10 protein-coding genes are annotated in these 18,094 nt (G+C 34.8%); 1 reads left to right on the top strand and 9 read right to left on the bottom strand.

The window, feature by feature from the left end; all coding sequences use genetic code 11:
- The 5 genes from cas8c to AC4BBR_RS02325 form a co-directional block, all read right to left on the bottom strand.
- On the bottom strand, window positions 1–1,923 hold the full coding sequence (cas8c, locus tag AC4BBR_RS02345; RefSeq protein WP_490460980.1) for a type I-C CRISPR-associated protein Cas8c/Csd1: 1,923 nt from the start codon (window positions 1,921–1,923) through the stop codon (window positions 1–3).
- Window positions 1,923–2,672 (bottom strand): type I-C CRISPR-associated protein Cas5c, encoded by a 750-nt coding sequence (cas5c, locus tag AC4BBR_RS02340; protein WP_490460979.1) that lies wholly within the window; start codon window positions 2,670–2,672, stop codon window positions 1,923–1,925. Before cas5c ends, cas8c begins: the two co-directional genes overlap by 1 nt.
- Before the next feature lie 62 nt (window positions 2,673–2,734).
- The gene (cas3, locus tag AC4BBR_RS02335; RefSeq protein ID WP_490460978.1) at window positions 2,735–5,155 is read right to left on the bottom strand and encodes a CRISPR-associated helicase Cas3'; all 2,421 of its coding nucleotides are present in this window, start codon (window positions 5,153–5,155) and stop codon (window positions 2,735–2,737) included.
- Window positions 5,156–5,940: 785 nt separating this feature from the next.
- A complete protein-coding gene (locus tag AC4BBR_RS02330) occupies window positions 5,941–9,231 on the bottom strand; it encodes a KxYKxGKxW signal peptide domain-containing protein (RefSeq protein WP_490460977.1) in 3,291 nt (1,096 codons plus the stop codon).
- A 334-nt stretch (window positions 9,232–9,565) separates the two neighbouring features.
- The gene (locus AC4BBR_RS02325; RefSeq protein WP_490460976.1) at window positions 9,566–10,657 is read right to left on the bottom strand and encodes a tyrosine-type recombinase/integrase; all 1,092 of its coding nucleotides are present in this window, start codon (window positions 10,655–10,657) and stop codon (window positions 9,566–9,568) included.
- 1,660 nt (window positions 10,658–12,317) lie between these two features.
- On the opposite strand from AC4BBR_RS02325, the gene AC4BBR_RS02320 reads away from it, so the two are divergent.
- On the top strand, window positions 12,318–12,635 hold the full coding sequence (locus tag AC4BBR_RS02320) for a transposase (RefSeq protein ID WP_490460975.1): 318 nt from the start codon (window positions 12,318–12,320) through the stop codon (window positions 12,633–12,635).
- A gap of 194 nt (window positions 12,636–12,829) precedes the next feature.
- Here the strand turns inward: AC4BBR_RS02320 and apf are convergent, their stop codons facing one another.
- The 4 genes from apf to AC4BBR_RS02300 all read right to left on the bottom strand — a co-directional run bounded on the left by apf (window position 12,830) and on the right by AC4BBR_RS02300 (window position 18,021).
- Window positions 12,830–13,405 carry an aggregation-promoting factor gene (gene apf, locus AC4BBR_RS02315; protein WP_490460974.1) on the bottom strand — a complete coding sequence of 192 codons (576 nt, stop codon included), beginning with the start codon at window positions 13,403–13,405 and terminating at the stop codon, window positions 12,830–12,832.
- A gap of 396 nt (window positions 13,406–13,801) precedes the next feature.
- Window positions 13,802–15,067: a hypothetical protein gene (locus AC4BBR_RS02310; protein ID WP_490460973.1), complete on the bottom strand. Its 1,266-nt coding sequence runs from the start codon at window positions 15,065–15,067 to the stop codon at window positions 13,802–13,804.
- A 24-nt stretch (window positions 15,068–15,091) separates the two neighbouring features.
- The gene (locus AC4BBR_RS02305) at window positions 15,092–16,870 is read right to left on the bottom strand and encodes a glucosaminidase domain-containing protein (RefSeq protein ID WP_490460972.1); all 1,779 of its coding nucleotides are present in this window, start codon (window positions 16,868–16,870) and stop codon (window positions 15,092–15,094) included.
- Window positions 16,871–16,887: 17 nt separating this feature from the next.
- Entirely contained in the window at window positions 16,888–18,021 is a 1,134-nt protein-coding gene (locus AC4BBR_RS02300; RefSeq protein ID WP_490460971.1) for a hypothetical protein, read from the bottom strand.
- Window positions 18,022–18,094: the final 73 nt, after the last annotated feature.

Raw genomic sequence — 18,094 nt, 5'->3', positions numbered from 1 at the left:
TTATTCCTCCGTTTTCTCTTCTATTTTTTTCTTTAACTCTGCTCGTTGACTGTAATAACCTAATAGATATTTTCCATCTAACGCTTTATCAGTAAAATCTTCAAACTTAAATGTAGTACCGATTTCATCTAATAATTTTTGATAATAACTTCCGTTTCCTCTTAGCCTTGCTTGGTATGGGATTAAGTTTTCTTGAATGATTTTCCATGTCTTTAACGGATGATTGCTAAAAGCGTTCATATAGCGAATCGCATTGGTACTTCTATTAATACCTACTTTGTATAAAGCACGTTCTTCCAAAACATCTGCTACAGCCAGCATTCTTCCAAACAAATAACTTCTATCGTTCTGATTTTTATCTAACGCCACATTTTTTTCCTCCTTTTTAAAATCAAAGTGTTTTTTCATTACTGCACAAGTAATACTTAACGTTTTTTCCCATTCCCATTTTTCCATGCTTACAGGATTTGACGCTCTTTGTAGGAGATTTCGAACTAGATTTATCGGAATCTTTTTTCCATCTACAACACAAGGAAATAGTTCATGAATTGTATTTTTTATCAGTGTATCACTCGCTCGCGAACCGTAAGCTGATTCGGCGATATCCCTCAAAGATGGCGCTCCCCAAAAAGTGTAACGCTGCTTATTCTTACTGCCGTAAGTATGTCGCCAGAAACAAGTTTGATGCCAGTCTTCAATTCGAGCAAAGTATTGTTCTTTTTCAATCGAACGATAGTAAAGAATCCCCATTCTGCCCGGAGTAGCTGCATCTAGAATCATGATGTAAATTGGTTCATGATAAGCAAGCTTCACGCTATAGCCGTTCAAGGCTTTTTTAAATAACTCAGAAAATTGTTGATGGGTTGTGTCTGAGTTTAGTAAAACTTCTGCTTCTTCATCCTTTGCAAAAATAGCATCAAAATCAAGAAAATCAGCACTCGATTCTTCAGGATTAGGAACATCAGTTTCTTTTCTCCCCCAGGTTAAAAAGACTCGTCCGTCTAAAATAAACGCTTGTTTGCCAATCAACCATTTTAATGCGTTATGCCCTTTTTGAGAAGCTTTGTAACTAATCGAAGCCACTTGATTTTTATCAGTAAAACGCCCCTTATAGGTGAAATTTGTTGAATCGTTTCCAGAAATTATTTTCGCCATATCACCGCCATAACGTACCTTGGAAGGGTGATTTTCTGTCAAAGGTAACACTTCTCCTGTCACATAATCCAATCCTTCATTCGTCAATTCTCTTGTATAATAATCGACAAATGAGTTAATAATTTCTGAATCTCCCCAGAGTGGTCGTTTTCCTGTCCCTTGTTCTTGAACAGCAAATCGAACGAACGAAGTTGCTTGTTCACCAACTACTACACTAAATAACGCTGGTTTTTCACCAAGTTCTGCTTCTAATTCCTTTGACCATTTGGGAATGAGTTGATGATTTTTTTCAACCATTACCTTTTCTCGTACTAAATCTTCAATTAGTTTGCCTTTTTCTAAATAGCTTAAAACACTTTTAACGACCGGCAGAGAATAATCTGATTCACACCATGCCTGCAAGTTTTCTAAATACATCTGATAAGAATTTTTTCCAGCTTTATTCTTTTTGTAAACACCACCATATTTCTCAAAATCACCCGCTACATAGACTAAATTGTCATGGACTAAATGTGGGGCAGACGTTGAACCAGACCTTCCAGCTGACTCAATCGTTACTGGAATCATTGTTTGTGACTCATCTTTCGGTACTACACTCGCCATATAAAATTCACCTTCCGGCGTTATCGTTACTTCGATTTGAGCGTTTTGATAAGCATGCGCAATTGGTAAAAGAACAATTTCTTTTCCATAAGAAGTTCGTTGGACTTTCCCTACTTGATCTGCATTTTCTTCGTAAGTTTCGTACAAGTCATTCAACCAACTCATCATTCTACCTCCTGTTCCAAGGTTTCAAATAACTGATCCACGGCTTCCATTTCTGAAAGTTCAACGTTTTTTGCCTGCATCGCTCTTAATGGTCGAACCAGTGTACATTCTTCTGGACGGTCAAATATAATAATCCCTTTTTTCATTTTAGGGCGCCATAAGCGAACTGCTAATTCGTCTTTTCCCGTTTCATCTGGATAAGATAACCCATGCACCATCGTTCCAAAATATAGTTCCCCTTCATAATTATCATAATCACCTTCTGTTTTACCAAATTCAACTGGCTCGACGTAACCTTGACACTCTCTAGTTCCTAGAAAAATATCTCTTCTTCCTCCGGCTTTGATTGAACGTTTCAAAATTTGATAGTGTTTATCTTCGTCCCAATCTCCTTTCAGATCAGGACGATATTGATTAAACTCAAAATGGACTTTCACTTCATACACAGGCTTTTTCAAATACGTATAATACGCTAAATCACTGGCGCTACTGTCGTTGTACTTCATTGGGCGCATTCCTTTAGATTCCATTTGAATTGATTTCATAACGCGTACTTCATCAATGTAATAAACAATCGATGGTTTCCAATAGATACTTTCTGTAATTCCCTTCAATGCTTGATAGGTTGGGATTTGATACGTCATTTTCTCTCCACCCATTTTGGTTAATGGATCAGTGAATAAAGCATATTCTCCCTCAACTCTAAAAGAAATTTGATTTTTATATCTCACTACTAACTCCTCCTTCATATAAAACCCTAGCAGACTCGCTTAATTTTTCTTGAAAAACAAACCCATATCGCTAAGCAATATTAAAATCCTAGATAGCCACTCATCGCTTCTGCTTCTAAATCTATACCAAATTTCAAATCATAAGCATTACTCGTAAGTGCCAGAACATCACCATTCAACAAAGGATAAACTCCGCCAATTTTTTGAAGTTCCACAAGTTCATGCTGAAAGACATTTACCATATATTGTTGCGCTTTCTTTAACGTAAGAGCATAATCTTCTGGTCTTAACTCCCCATTTAAATCAGCGATAAGATCGTTCCCTTTTTTATAAGGAACAAGCACCGAGATTGTCGGACTATCGATAACTTGAAAATACTTCCCGACTGTTTTAGGACTACTTCTAAAGGCTAACAAAGGAGCAGAGCCATGTGTTCGCTTATAATATTCACGGGCATTAACCCCTTCGCCAAGTAAACTGAACAGATTTAACGCTGTTTTTTTTACAGGATAGTTTAATTCATTATAAAAACGAGCGTAATATTGATTAAAATATTGTGTTTGAACATTCTGAGAAAGTATATCCTCTTCATTGATTTCGTTTCTTTCTTTAAGAATTTCAAGAGTAATTTCTTTTCCTTGTTTAATTTCAGGTAAGTGAGTTAGCTTTTCAAGATCAACTGAAAGGTTAACCACATAGACTGGCTGTTGCTGAACTTCACCATGTCGATTGCAACGTCCTGCTGCTTGCGCAATTGAATCTAAACCTGCTGCCGAACGAATAACAGATTGAAAACTGATATCCACACCTGCTTCAATCAATTGTGTTGTAATGCAGATCAGTTTGGTATCGCTATTTTTTAATTTCGCACGCAATTCATCTAACAAATCTTTTCGATGTTTGGCACACATCGAGGTACTTAGATGGTACAATTCAATATTCTCCAGATGTTGATTTTCTAAATGCTGATATAAACAACGAACCGCATTTTTTGTATTTAAAATAATCAATAGATCTTTTTTTTCTGCTAAAATTTGCTGACTAAAATCTGCCAACTCTTCAAGCTTCCATGGTTCACTGCTTGTTTTATCAATAACCTTCACTCGTTTAAACTTGGACTCTACCTCCGATAAATTGCTAATCATTTCTCCATCAGATTCTTTTGCTAACGCTCTTCCTACATTTTCTAAAGCGGGCTGAGTCGCTGTACATAAGACACTTGTTGTTGCGCCATATTTTTTCAAGAAATTTAAGCTTTCGTTGAATAAATGTGTACAATTCGTTGGGACACCTTGCGCTTCATCAAAAATTATTACGGCGTTCGTTAAATGATGAAAACGTCTTGGATTTCGTGTGCCTCGACTGTATATTGTATTTAAAAACTGCACCATCGTAGTAAAGATTACTGGACTTTCCCAATTGTCTTTCATCAATGCTTGTTTTTGTTCTAATGCTTCTTTTTCGGCTGCTGACGATCCTTCTTTAAATTCTTCTTGGTCCGTAAAAACATTGGAATGATGCTCTAGTATATTTATATCGTCTTTTAAAATCTTTCGAACTGTTTTAGCGTTTTGTTCAATAATCGTCGTAAACGGAACGACATAAATAATTCGTTCTTTTCCACGTTTGATCGCATGATTCAAGGCAAAACGTAAGCTGGCTAAAGTTTTTCCACCTCCTGTTGGAATTGAAAGAGTATAAATTCCTGTCATCCTTTCAGCAAAAGCTTTGCATTGTTCAGACATCTGCCCACGAAGTTGGTTGATAGGGGTGTTCGTAGTAAATGTCGAAATATACTCTTCTAGCCTTTGACTGTAAGATTGAAGCAAATTAAGGTTTTCATGCTGTCTAAATGACTTACTTTTTTCAAATAACATCGTATTCGTTCGGTCGGCATCCAATAAGCAACTATAAACAAACTTCATAAGGAAAAAAGTATCATTTTGTTTGACTCGGCTTTCTCCTTCCTCTTGATAGAAACTTTTCAATTCTCTGATTGTTTCTATCAATAATTTTTGAAACTGTTTTTCAGATATCACTTCTTCAAAAAAATGACTTTTAATTTGTTCATAATCAACAACTTCTATCTCAGCTACTCGCCTATAATAATCCGAAGCGGCTTCTCCTTCAGGGCTAAAAAAATCCTGAAGACCTCGACTACTGTGATGTGAAATAATCGCATTCCCCACTAATTCAGCAAGAATATATGAATATGGATCACGACTATTTTTATGGCAATAGTCAAAAAGAAGCTTACCACCAGCAGTTGAATGATCTACACTGCCACGTGTCACGCTTTTCGGATCAGCTACAGCCTTTTTCAAATATTCTTGGAAGTCCTCAGAATATTTCCCCAGATCATGTAATAAACCAGCTAAATAACTAGTTTTTTCTAATCTAATTTTTCTACCCCAATCAGCACTCAATTTAGCACATTCCACTAAATGATCTTTTAAAAATTGTTCTTCTCCATCTAATTTCCTTACGTGCGCTATGTACATCCTTAGACTCCTTGATTATTTTCTAAATGTTTTAAATACATTATAACACTTATAAATAAAAGAACTATCTAAAATTTCAAATAGTTCGATTATTTTTTCAATTCGTAGATAAAAAAATAGATTATTAATAGAACTATGAATGTTAAGATGAATAAATCAGAAAGGTTAACGTTGGATTCCAATACCTTATCCCCGATAATTGCAATAATAGCAACCAATAGCAATTTTTGAAAAGATTTTTCATTTTTCATCTCCCATACTACTTTTCAATTCTATACTTAATATGTACATTACAATTTATTATAAACACATATATATTGAATGTAATTTTTGGTTTATATTTTTTTATTCCCTCAAGAGATGCTATACGTAATTACAGTAACATAAATGTTCCTGTTTCCTCATTTATAAAGAAGACTTGAGATGAACATACGTTAGCAATTTTGCGAAAAATGTTAGCATCGTGAATACTCATTAGGACATATTGATCATGAACTTACCTCTATAGATCAACATCAAACAACTATGAATCACTATACTAGAGCAATTGAGCTGGCAACAGAAAATAATAATATTATAAGGTAAATTAAAATAGTTTAATGAATTTCAGTAGTTTTTTAGGCTAATCAATATTCAATCAACTAATTGAACATTCAAAAAGGAATTTTAATCAGTAACATAAAAGGACACAATAATCAGAAATATCTCTGATTATTGTGTCCTTTATTACTATTTCTAATTCTTAGGTAAAAAATTTCAAAAGAATAAACAAAACTTATTCCTTACTATTTTTTTTCTACTAAACGAATTTGAACGGCTTCCATTCGTAGAGATTTACCTGTTGTTCCTGCTGTAGCACCGTTTGAAACATATTTACTCCAACCTTTATCTTTTGAATGCGCACGATACTCAACGTTATATCGTTTTGCTAATTCGCCAGTTAATCGGATTTGAATAGCTTCCATTTGTAATGATCGACCAGTTGTTCCAGCTAATGCACCATTTGCATTGTAACCTTGCCAACCAATATTACGAACATGGGCACGGTATTCAATACCTCCGTCAACTTTTTTAGCTGATTTAGGCATCTCTACATCTGCTAAATTCAATTTAACCGCTTCAAGGGCTAATTTTTGACCAGTTGTCCCAACGATATCAGTCGTTGCATCAACTGTTTTTTGCCAGCCTTTTTTGCTAACGTGTCCTGTTCCTTTAACAGCTGGCGCTACTTTTTGAGCGTCTGCTAATTGTTTTTGTAATTTGGCTTTTGTATCAGCATCACGGATTTTTCCGATTGTTTCTGCTGCTTTGTCAAAGTCTTTGGCTTTGATTTGCGCTTCTGCTAATTCAACCAATGGTTTATCGTGAATAAGATTGTCCGCTTTTACTAATGCTTCCAATTCTTTTTCCACTTCCGCTTTTGTTGTTAATTTAGAAATTTTTTCTTTAGCTGCTGCTTTTTGTTCAGCAGTTGTATTTTCTAAAGCATCGATTTGTTTGTTTGCATCTGCTTTAGCTTGTGATAAAGCTATAGCATTGTTTAATTTTGTTTGATATTGCTTGCGAGTACTATCTGATTTTAACTGATCAATTTCTTTTTGAGCCTGTACAAATGAATCTGAAGCAATATACTTATTAATGTTCACTATTCTTTCATTATCAAAGGTACGAACTGCTTCTGCTTTTGCTTTTTCATAGACCGTTACTACATCTGCTTTCGAATCCTTTTTGTCAACTTCAATTTTATAAGCATCGATTTGTTTTTGAGTCAATCCCCAACCCAAATCATCAATAGCAAGTTTAGCTACATTTTTTGCATCAGCAAGGTCATTTGTTGCTGCAAGTTTACGGTCAGCGACTAGTTGGTCTACTTTGATTTTAAGCGTTTCGATTTCGTCTATTGTCGAGCAATTGATTGCTTGTGTTCCAAATTGTTTTTTCTCAGCAGCAGTCAATTCATTCAAACCATTGATATGTTCTACTAGATCAGTTTTGGCATTATTAATATCATCTTGGCCCATTTTTAATTCATCATCATCTTGTTTTGCTTTAGCAACTACAGCTTGAACATCAGAAATAGAGTTTTTGCTATTCACTTCGGATTTATATTTATCCTTCATACTTTTAGAAAGATACTTCATAGCATCGATTTTAGCGATTGCTGAAGCTTTTTCATCTGCTAAAGCTTTAGCTTCATCTTTTATTTCTTTATTTCTTGCATTCAAATCAGCCGCTTTTTTTAAGGCTTTTTCTACAGCATCTTGATTTTTTGCTCCATTAATAGAGTTTATTGCTGCTGTCATTTGGTCAGATGTTAAATCTGTTAGTTTTTTCACTGCGTCTTTCGCTAAGGTTTTCGCTTCAGCTAAATCAGCTGCTTTTACAGCGGCAAGATCATTTGCAAGAACTGCTTTTGCTAATATGGCTTCTACCTCAGCGATTGTAGTAGCCAGATTGACATCAGCTTTGTAGCCACTTTTTGCGAGTTCATCTAGTGTACTTAACCCAGAAATTTTATTTTTTGCATCTATCTTAGCATTCTCCAAGGCTGTAGCCTTGTCATCATCTTTAGCTGCTTTTAAGGCTGCTTTTACCTCACTAATTGTTTTTGCTGCATTGATTGCAACAATGTGGTCATCTTTAGCTGGTTTTTTAAGATTAGGAAGAGCTTGAACTTCTTTCACTGCTTTTGCTTTTTCGTCCGCCAAAGCTTTGATTTCTTTTTTCTTAGCATCCTGTGCCTTGCTAACAATGGCAGCCACTTCTGCAGCAGTGCTTGTAGTCTTTAAATCATTAATATACGTTTGTTCAACTGACTTATCATCTAAGTCTAAGGCTAGAATGACTCCTTCTGCTGTTTTCTTTGACGTTTCATGATCTTGCTTTTTAATAGCTTCTAGTTCATAGAAAGCATCCCATTCTTTTTTAACAGCATCGACCGCTTCACTTGTAGCAGCTGCGTCTACTTTATTATGAAACTTCTTAACATCCTCAGATTTAATACCTAAATCAGTTGCTTCCTTACTAATTTCTGCTTTAACATCTGTTTTCTTTTCTTGTAAATTAACCACTTCTTTGTCAGCGATTGCTCTATCTAAATCAGTTTTGATGTTCTTTAATTCTTCTAAATCTTTATCGCTCTTATCTTCTTTATTCGTGATAGCGTCGATACGTGATACAAAGGATTCGACTACCTTCTCTGATAACCCAGCTTCAGTCATCATAGTTATCAAGTCATTAGCTTGTTTATCAATTAGGCCATTTAAAATACCTTGATATGTCGTATTCAATGTATCCATCACTTGATCAACGGCATCTTTCGTTTTTGCGTCTTCAATTTGTACAATCCAGTCTTCTTTTTCTATAGCTGTAATATGAGCTAAACCATTAACTAGTGCTTTTTGTTGTGCTCTATACGCTGGAAGGTTTGCGATAGCTGTATTTTCATCAATCGCTTTTTGTACTTCTTCATCAGCTTTCACTTTATTTTTAGCCAATTGAGAATCAAAAATTGATCTAACATTGCCATAGTCAGCAACTGAACCACCAACAATAGCACCTTTAAATGTATTGCCTAGACTAACTAGATCAAGAGCACCAAAAATGTTCAATTTATATTGTGCTTTTGAAGTTTCAGATAACTGATCTAATGCATCGATTTTCTTAGTATATTCTTCTGTTTCAGTACTAATTTTTTTATCCACATCGGCTATATATGCATTGGTTAATGCTGTTGCAACTTCTGCAGGCGTCTTCGCATCGGTAATTGCTTTATAATGTTCGGCTTTGTCATTAGCATTCAACTCAGTTAATTTGCCGACAGCTGTATTCGCATTTTCTTTTAGAGTCTTTAACTCTTCTGGATCCACCACGACTCTTGTTTGCGCTGTTTCAGCACCCGCTTGTTCAGTGTCTGTCACTGCTAAAGCAGCCACAGGGCTAAGTGCATTAAATAATAATCCGAATACGACAGGGGCTACTACCCACTGTTTCTTTCTCTTATACATCTTATAAATTTTCTTTGTGTTGCTTTCAGGACTTAAATCGTCTTTTCTGAAATTTTTGTTGCTCTTCATGAACCATTACCCCCATAAAATAATTTTTTAAATATCAATCTGAAATTGATACTCACGCAAAGTAAAATAATGGACACAGCCAAAAATATCAATATAATAAAGTAGATAGAATATTAGATTAAGGCGTATCCGATTTCCTTCTCATTTCTTCTTTTTTGTAGGAACAAGAAATGGAGTTTTGTTATTGTTTTCATGCGTTTAATATTCTATTTGACGGCTTTGTTGACGGTCATAAATTAGTTTCCTAGGTAATAAATGCAAAAATAATAAAAACCACTTGAGATTATCAAGTGGCTCCTAAATCTATATTTTTTGTTTTTTATTAGAAATTGTATCACAGAGTAGATATTTTTTCTATTGCTTGTCGCTCATCTTCCATAAATGAATTTGTGTACACATCTAACGTCATTTTAGTTGATGTGTGTCCTAGCATTGAACTTATTGTTGTAATATTCACTCCCAATTCCAAACAGCGAGTCGCGAATGTGTGCCTCAAAGCGTGAAATGGCAATTGTGTTATTTGCAGTTGTTCTAGAAGTTTTTTAAAGCGATAAGTAATTGTTCGTGGTTCAGTACAAGAATCTACTAAGCCAACAACATATAGACTTTTTGACGTCTTTTTAATAGTGGTTAGATAAGCTTCGAGTTGTGCTGACAAAGGTAATGTTCTCTCTGATTGGAATGTTTTAGGTGTGCCTTCGATAAGAGCTGTTTTCCCTGTATCCACTTGCAAACGTTGCAGCGTTCGCTGGATGCGGATTGTTTTTTCAGAAAAATCGATATCTGACCATCGTAATGCACTAATTTCACCTATTCGCATGCCAGTTTCCAAAGCTAGAATAATCGGTAAATATTTTTCGTCTGTGCTAGCGACGTCTTTAATCTTTTTTTGTTGTTCTATAGAAAAAGCGCGAACTCTTTGCTTTTTTAATTTGGGTAAATCAATGGTTATTGTTGGATTCTCTTTCAATAAATCTTGTCGAGTAGCCTGTGTTAATGCATTTTTTAGTACACGATGAACGGCATGTACCGAGCTTGGTGATAGTGACAAACTTAATTGTAAGATCCATTGATCGATATCTGTAGGCAGCAATTCATGCAGACGGATATCCCCAATATTTGGTAAAATATGAAGTTGAACTTTACTTTTGTAACTATTGTAAGTACTTAACTTAACTTTCGGCTGAACGATTGTATCTAGCCATACTTCTAGCCAATCAGCAAGTGTTCCATTGTAATTTGATTGGAATTCAGGTTCTCTGAGACAATCAGCTTTTAGCAACATTAGCTTATGTTTTACTTCTAAGTATTTTTTTGAGTAAATATAGCCATAACGAATTTTTCCATCTATTTTTCGTTCTTTTATATAACGACCTTCCCAACGGCCATCTTTTCTCTTATATATATTTTCTCCTCTTTTTGCCATGATAAAACCCCTCTCTCATTTTTTGCTTTGTGACGGCGTATTTGACGGCGTTGAATATAAAGAACTGAATCATTGATTTCCAGTGTTTTTTCAACTAACCATATACGCATTCTCAATTTTTGGGGGAGAATTATTTGTTCATAAAATATCAAAATAACAGCATCTTTTTTTATAAAATGTCTTTATACCTTTGTCAGAATAACATTATGAATGTTTTTTAATAACAATAAGAGAGTAAGATTTTTTTTTAAACCCAATTACACCAATACCTATTGACATTCAACATAATAAAATAGTACAATACTAGGTGTTGAGTGAATAAGAATGTTTATAAAACCAACATTTTTTATTCATCAAAATTTCATTTTCTCATTTCTTGTTCCTACAAAGAACAAGAAATATTCCAATAAATTTCTTCCCTGAAATAGATTTACTTAAGTCATTTCCATCGACTTCACAAATTTTTTCATCTTTCTCTCCACTATGTTTTTGCATTTTTCATAGCTAAATAGCTACTTTCCTATACTTCATACGTATAAATTTAGCAATACTCCTTGTTTTGAACAGCCAGCAACCAACATGAATTATGAATTCCACCTAATTATTTTTCATTTATCCCTCCACTTCTATGATTTCTTATTTTTTGATTGCGTATTCATAACTCTTAAACTAAAATCTCTTACATAGTAAATCAACTTACAATTACAACTGTTATTAATAATAATGTTACAGCATTCAACCTAAATATTCCAACTAAATTTTGCTTTTTTACTAAAATAGTAAAAAGTTATGCCTCTCTTTTTCAAACTAACTTTTCGTTCCCAAAAAAATATTAAATACGTTGTTCAAAAAAAATGACTTACTGATCCGATCAACCTTGTAGATCTTTATAAAATAATGTTTATGTGTTCTCTTTTTTTGCCAATATCTGTAACTGGGACATAACTCTGTGAGTTACAACCCAGTCACCTAAATTCTATTCCACTTGCCCCTCATACTTCTACTATGCAAAATAAATAAAAGGAATGCACCAAAATATTTATCATTTTTGGCTCACTCTTTTCAGTTCTGTACTTCTTTGTTTTAGATCAATCGCTTATTAGATCGATACGATCAGAAGATAGAAAAAGAGGCTCTATACTTTCTGATGTTGGTGAGAACTCACTGGCATCTTTTTTTAATGCAAAATAATAGAAAAGGCCCCCTGATATCCTTTAGAATTAAGTCGACGAAAACCAATCAAAAGGAAGAAATCTTAGATATTCTAGGCTTAAACATCACTTCTACTGAAAATAGTTTAAAAAGGAACGAATCAAAGGAAGAACCTGTCAGGTCTTTTCAGGTACGCTCAATTATGCTGCTCATATTTGTCCTCATTGTGAATCGGAAGAGGAAGCCTCTATTATCCGTTGGGGCTATACCACTTCTCTGATTTTACTGAATGATGTCAGAGAATGAACACGTTTCTTCATCAGGGAAATACCGGAGCGAAAAAGTATCGACACTTGAAGAAATACTGGAAACTTCCTTAAAAAAATCAATCGAAGCTTGTTTTTGAAAAACGGCTTTGGCGTTCTTCCTTTCGCACCTATTTAACTGAAACAGAAATCGTTGATCGTTTACTTGCGTATGATAACGAGTTGAAAATGGGCTACACCTGTTGTCAGGACTTTTTTATGCCATACAGACAAGGGATTTCGCTCGGTTTTACGCCCTATTAGACGAAGAGTTCAGCCGCCTTCCCAGCTATTATCAAACGACTATTGGTACTTTTAAGAAGGTCCAAAATGAAATTAGACCTGCGCTAGAATTGCCTTATTCTAATGGACCACTGGAATGTCTAAATAACCATATTAAGGTGTTGAAGAGAAATGCTTATGGGTTTCGTAATTTTTATAATTTTAAATTGAGAATTTCTTTATGTTTTGGTACCATTTTTTTCAGGCAAACAAAAAACCTAGAGGAATTTTTCCTCTAGGTCTCATACTAATTGATTTAATTCTTTAGATTTTCTTCACCAACATTCGTTGACAAAGAGCCTCAATATCACATAAAATTCGTAGAATCAGAAGTGCGCTTCGATTGCATCTACTTCTAAAGGTTTAGGATCTATGAAGTTCTACTAATTTTTTGGGATTAAACTTCTGTCCTGTTTTCTATTTTTTATTTAACTTAATACCAGCCATTAGCTAGCCAGAATGCCTGTGCTGCTTCCCAAGAACCATAGCGACCTGCCACATAACTATCTGCTACAGTTTCTTGATTGGCTTCAGAATAGTCTCCATTTAAGTAAGAAGCATCTAATTGATATCTACCAATATATTTGCCGTTTGTTGCACTGTATGATCCGCTTGATTCTTTTTGCGCGATCCATTCTTTTGCAGAAGAAGTAGTTGCTGCAGCTGCTGTTTCTTCTTCTACAATAGGCGTCGCCTGTGCTTGCGTTTCTTGTGCAGGCGCTCCTTGTTGCACTACCTCCTGTTGAACAGTGGCTTGTTTTGTTTCTTCTGCAGTTCGGATTGTTAGTTGCTCCCCTTCAAAGATCATATTTCTATTAGAAATATGATTATCTTTTGCAATTAGATCGATCAAGCTATTGTCTCCATTAAATTGATGAGAGATAATAGATAATGTGTCACCAGATTTTACTGTATATAAGCTATCAGCGTGCGCGTCAGTCGTTCCCAAGAAAATTCCAAATCCTACAGTCAAAGTTGTTGCTAATAAAATCGTTTTAAATGATTTCATGTTGTTTCTCCTTTGTAAAAAATATTTTTGCCGTTTGTTTATCGACTTTGCATACTTTAACATCTAAAAATATTTCATAGGTGAACATATAGTGACAATTCGTTACGAGTATTTTTGTTGCGTAACAATCTGTAAAAATACAACTAGAAAACACCCGTTCGCACTGAGTTTCTCCTTATTTTTAAAATGAAAACAATCATGATGTTTTCTGTAATTCCTCTGCCAACCGTTTTAATAACAATTGTAATATTACAAAAAAATAGGATTATTACAAAATTTCCGATTAACTTTTCAATAGATGAAGCATTTTTTCAAGGTAATCTATAGATTTTGAACAAATAACTCCCACCAATTTGCGATTATATACGCCTTTTATAGAAAAAAACAGAAACTCTTCTAGTTGCCTAGAGTTTCTGTTTTCTTCATTAATGATTGTACATCAAGATCTTTTTGTTCGATTACTGATTCTAATAGCCGATTCTCGGTTTGAATAATATCAAAAAAAGCACTGATTTTCTCTAATTGTTCATAATCGATTTGATATAATTTTACTCTAGGTTTCAGAAATAGGAACCCAGGACGAACTTTAACACGTTCATTGATCAAATGACACTGTTCCATCATTGATTGTAAATCCATTTCCGATACGCTATTCTTAATTTTTTCAATACGTGCTCGTTCGTAGATCCATTGATCCTTGGTTATCGTCATTTTTTCAGTAGTTGTCACTAATTGCCGATTCAATCGCCAAGACTGTTCAATAAACTTTGCCTTTTTATAAAGATCATCATAGTGAATCAAGTCAATACGAACAGGTTTATACCAGTCTTCTTCATCAATTGACGTTTTTCGATGTTTTTTAAATCGTTTTAAACCACTAACGAGCAAACTGTTTTCTATGGCGAGCAGCTCGTACTCCAATTTTTCTTTTGCTACCCGCACACGTTCCTTTGACGCTTTCTCTCGCTTTAAACTTTCTTTTAAGAAAAGTACTTCACTTTCTTCAGAGCGTTCAATATCCATTATTTCAACTTCATCTCTTGGCTCGATTTCAAGTTTTTCTTCATCTTCAAGTTCATCTTCGTCTAAAAATGAATGCTTAACGTCTACTTTTTTTTCAACGTTTTCTTCTATAGATACTTCCACCGGGAAACTAAGTGTATCATTAGAAAACGATACATCGTCATCTTCTTGAAAAATAGAAAGAAATTTAGCCTCTAAGATATTGCTGACTGACTCGTCTTTTGAATAGCCCATCTGCTCCAAGCTAGTTGAAACAACAAATTGAATTGGCTCTTCCTCTGAACTAAAAGAAACAGGAATAAATTCACAGAAATATGTACTAAAAATACCATCGACTTCTTCGACTATTTTGGTCCAAATAAACTGTGGGAAAAGATCTTCTAATTCTTCCAATAAAACATCCCAATTCAATTGGGTTTGGAAAAACTGAATTTCCACGTGCTTTTTGATAGGCGAAGAAATAACTTTTCGGGAAGTTTCATCATTCTCCCGAAAAGTAAGGAAATCTCCTGTTGCGCGTTCATAGAGTGTATCACACGCCACAACGATTTCTTCCGTGTTATCTTTTTGATAGAGAACGGTTCCCGCAGTAAAGGGGATTGCCTGTTGATGAAAAAAAACATCAAAATAATCATTCATTAAACCGTTCTCCTTTCTTGTTTTTTATGATTGAAGATCATAAGCTGGCGCTAAGATAAGCTGCTGTCCTTCAGTTAAGAAGTATTGATCTAGGTCGTTCCACTCTTTTAACGACCAAACTGAAATACCAGTCTTCTTAGAAATACTTGCTAAAGTATCACCTTTTTTCACTTCATATGTTTCTTTTGTCTTTTTACGGGACGCACTTACTTGGTAATCTTTTGTTTCTTTTTTACTTATTTCAGTTGTCTCTTTTGTTTCCTTTGTTTCTTTTTTAGTAGTGGATGATGCTTTTTTTATTTCTTTTTTATCAGTAGATTGACTGGTTTCTTGTCCGTTAAAGGCATTAGACAATTTTTGAACCATATCTAACGAACGATCTACAGCATCTTCTTTTACGACAGTCGTAACTTTTTCTTCTTGTTTAGGTACACTCAATTTTTGACCAATGAATAACATCCGTCGATCTAATTGATTTTTCTCTAGAATAGCTAATGTTGAAATGTTATATAAATCACTGATTGACTTAAGTGATTCACCTTTTTTCACGACGTGTGTAAGGTATTCGATATTTTCATCTTTTTGATCGTCTTTTTTCTCTAAACTCTCAAATGAAGTATTCAACGTAATTTTTTTAGCTTTTTTAGTTTTCTTATTATCTTTTAGGGTATCATATTGTGTTAAATCATAGGCGTCAATCAAGCCATTTAATTTTGAATTATAGCTCGTATCCGTCGCATAACGACCAGTTAAAAACTTCGTCGCATCTTTATGTGATTTTGTGTTGGTTTTCCAAGTACCGCTGTAAAAAGCACTACTAGAGTCTGTTCCACCACGAAGCAACTTCACATAATCGCCTAACGACTCTTTATAAGATGGGTATTTTCTGAAATTAGAACGAACTGTGAACATGCCTCCAGAGCCATTGTCTTCACTAGTAAGGAAATTCGCACTTGCTCCTTCATAGCTACCTTTAATACCAAACAAATTATAATTTGGCGCAGAAGCTAATGCACTGTTTCCAGAAGCACTTTCTAAAATCGCTTGCGCAATCATCACAGATGCATATAAATTGTTCTCACCAGCAATTGTGCGCGCATCTTCACCAATGACCTTTACAAAACTTTTGGTTGTTAGATTAGGACTGACATGAAATACCTGATCTGATCCGTTAGCAAAACTTCCATTATTGTTGTTAACTGTTCCAACTGTAGAACCAGTAGTTGGTCTGTTTTGTTGCGGAGTGGTTACACTCGGCTGTTGAACTGGCCCTTGAACTGGCGGTCTTGGATTAATGGGTACTGGTTTTGGCTTTGGTTTATCCGGTTTTGGTTTTGGTTTTGGTTTATCCGGTTTTGGTTTATCCGGTTTTGGTTTTGGTTTCGGTTTCGGTTTTGGTTTTGGTTTCGGCTTCTCCGGAGTTGATGTATCCGTTGTATCCGTTGTATCCGTTGTTGTGTCTGTTGTTGTGCCTGTTGTTGTCTCTGTTGGATCTGTTGTAGAACTGGTCTCCACTGGTGCATCGGACGATTCACTACTGGTTTCTTCTGTTGAAGAAACTTCACTATTTTCGATAGAAGAACTAGATTCTATTGCTTCTAGTGTACTTTCTGTTGTTTCATGTTCCTTAGTTGATGATAAAATTGCTACACTCTCTTGATCTTCGGAGCTAGAGGTTGCTTGATTGTCAATTTCTTTAGCAACAATTGGTTGAACATCGGTAACAGAAAGGACAGCACTTGAAGTAAGCAAACCCACACTTAATAATCGTAACTTTTTACTGTTAAGATTTCTTTTTTTCATTCTGTGTCCTCCCTTTCTTATTCATATGGATCATCTTTCACCAAATTGATGATTTGGTTGAATGCTTGCTCTGATTCTTCCTTGACATCTTTGATGCGTTTATAATAGTTTTGGTATTCTTGTTCTGCGCGTTCTAAGCGTTTTAAGACATTCGCTTTCTTCTTCGTTTCTTTATTGATAAGCTGTGCACGTTGGCTTGCTTGATTCACAATTTCTTTCGCTTGTTTTTTAGCATCCAATAACACTTCCCCAATATCTTCTTTAGACAATTGCTGATCGACATCAATCGTTTTTTGAGCGAGTTGGCGTTTCGTCATTTCTAACTCTTGACGAACTTTCTCTAATTCTTCATAGACACCAGTATCTGTTGGTGTATCTGATGCCATGATCACGATACGTTCTTCTGAAAGTTTATCGATTTCTTCTTGTTTCACCAGAAGTTCTTGCTCATACTGTCTTATTTTATTTGCAAAACGTTCTGCTTTTTTGCGATTTAAATCCATTTCATCGATTTGACGATTACTTTCACGTAGTAAACTGTTATATTTGTTTTTTACTTGTTCAAGTTCTGCCATACGAGCATCGTAATCTTTTGGTACAGCTTGTACCATTGATAGTTCGTTTTCTAATGAGTCACTTGTTTGGCGTGCAGTAGCTACTTCATTTTGTAATTGAGAATTTTCTCTCTTACTCTTACGCAATTCTACTTTTAACTCTCTAAGTTCGTTTTGAAGTTGTTCATTTTCTTCTTGAAGTTCTTCTAATTCACCATCATCAATCACTTCATTGATCGGTGGTCTTTTTTTCTTTGGTTTAGGCTTTTTAGCCACAGAAACCTGCTTTTTCTTTTTCAGCGAGAATAACGGACGGTCATCTTCGTCATCATCATATTCGTCATCGTCATCATACTCGTCATCATCTTCATCGTACTCGTCGTCATCTTCATCTTCATCGTACTCGTCGTCATCTTCATCTTCATCGTACTCGTCGTCATCATCTTCGTCATCATCATATTCGTCATCATCATCATCATATTCGTCATCGTCATAATCATCATCATCATATTCGTCATCGTCATAATCTTCATCATCATATTCGTCATAATCTTCATATTTTTTTCTTTTTTTACCTTTGCCAAAAATTTTTAGCATATGCTCACTTCCTTCTACAAAAATGGGGCTATCTCTTTGATTATTTTTAACGTGTTTATTAAAATACATAACT

The organism is Enterococcus sp. AMC1251 (assembly GCF_058216535.1).
Note: the sequence above shows the minus strand (reverse complement) of the source record. Positions and strands in the feature narration are given on the sequence as shown.